The sequence below is a fragment of the Pseudothauera rhizosphaerae genome (genome assembly GCF_004801305.1).
GTDB lineage: Bacteria > Pseudomonadota > Gammaproteobacteria > Burkholderiales > Rhodocyclaceae > Pseudothauera > Pseudothauera rhizosphaerae.
Genome location: NZ_SSOD01000038.1, coordinates 1 through 1,211, shown reverse-complemented (window position 1 = coordinate 1,211; position 1,211 = coordinate 1). Strand labels below are relative to the sequence as shown.

At 63.5% G+C, this 1,211-nt stretch carries 1 protein-coding gene; it reads left to right on the top strand.

Annotation, left to right across the window (positions count from 1 at the left end; translation table 11 throughout):
• The first annotated feature begins 91 nt into the window (after positions 1-91).
• Positions 92-1,075, top strand: a complete 984-nt coding sequence (locus tag E6O51_RS21645) for an IS5 family transposase (protein WP_136387107.1) — start codon at positions 92-94, stop codon at positions 1,073-1,075.
• Positions 1,076-1,211 lie beyond the last annotated feature (136 nt).

Sequence of the window (1,211 nt, the reverse complement as noted above, 5' to 3'; positions counted from 1 at the left end):
GGAATCGCTGATTTATTCCTCCGCCGGCGCCCCGGCACAGAGATGCGCTTGAGATAATGGAGGCTGTGTTCGAATGACAGGACGTGGGCCGATGCAATCGAGCTTTTCCGAGTTGGAGTACGCCGCCAAGAAGAAGCAGACGCGGCGCGACCGGTTCCTCGCTGAGATCGATGCGGTGACGCCGTGGTCGGCGCTGGTGGCCGAAATCGAGCCGTTCTACCCGAAGGGCGAAGGCCGCGGTCGGCCGCCGATCGGGGTGGGACGGATGCTGCGGATGTACGTCGCTCAGCAGTGCTTCGGGCTGTCGGACGAAGGGATCGAGGACGCCCTCTACGACAGCCAGGCGATCCGCGGCTTCGTCGGCGTCGATCTGGCCCGGGAAGCGGCGCCGGACGCGACCACGCTGTTGAAGTTTCGCCGCCTGCTGGAGACGCACGGGCTCACGTGCAAGATCTTCGAGGTGATCAAGACGCACCTGGCCGAGAAAGGCTTGATGATGCGTGAAGGCACCATCGTCGATGCGACACTCATCGCGGCGCCCCCTTCGACCAAGAACCGCGCCAAGGCGCGCGATCCCGAGATGCACCAGACGAAGAAGGGTAACCAGTGGTACTTCGGGATGAAGGCGCACATCGGCGTCGACGCTGAGTCGGGCTTGGTGCATGCGGTGGTGGCCACGGCGGCCAACACAAGCGACGTGAGCCAGACGCACAAGCTGCTGCATGGCGAGGAGACCGAGGTCCTTGGCGACGCGGGCTACCAGGGCGTCGAAAAGCGCAAAGAGAACCGGGACAACAAGGCGACTTGGCACGTCGCCATGAAACGCAGCAAGCGCAAGGCGCTGCCGGCCAACCGGCTCGGCAAACTCCTCGACAAGCTCGAGCGGGCGAAGGCGAGCATTCGCGCCAAGGTCGAGCATCCGTTCCACGTGGTCAAGAACCTCTTCAAACACAAGAAGACGCGCTACCGCGGGCTGGCGAAGAACGAAGCGCAACTGTTCGCGCTCTTCGGGCTGGCCAACCTGTTCCTGGCGCGCCGACCGTTGTTGGCGCTCCAGGCCCGAGGTGCGTCCTGATGGGGCACCAAGGAGCAAAAACGGAGGGCAACAGCCCGAGGACGACCCGATCGGAAGCGAAAAACGCCATCAAAGTCGAAAGCCCGTCACTGATACGCGCTCGAAATCGGTCCGCGGGCATTTGTTCAGCACTTCC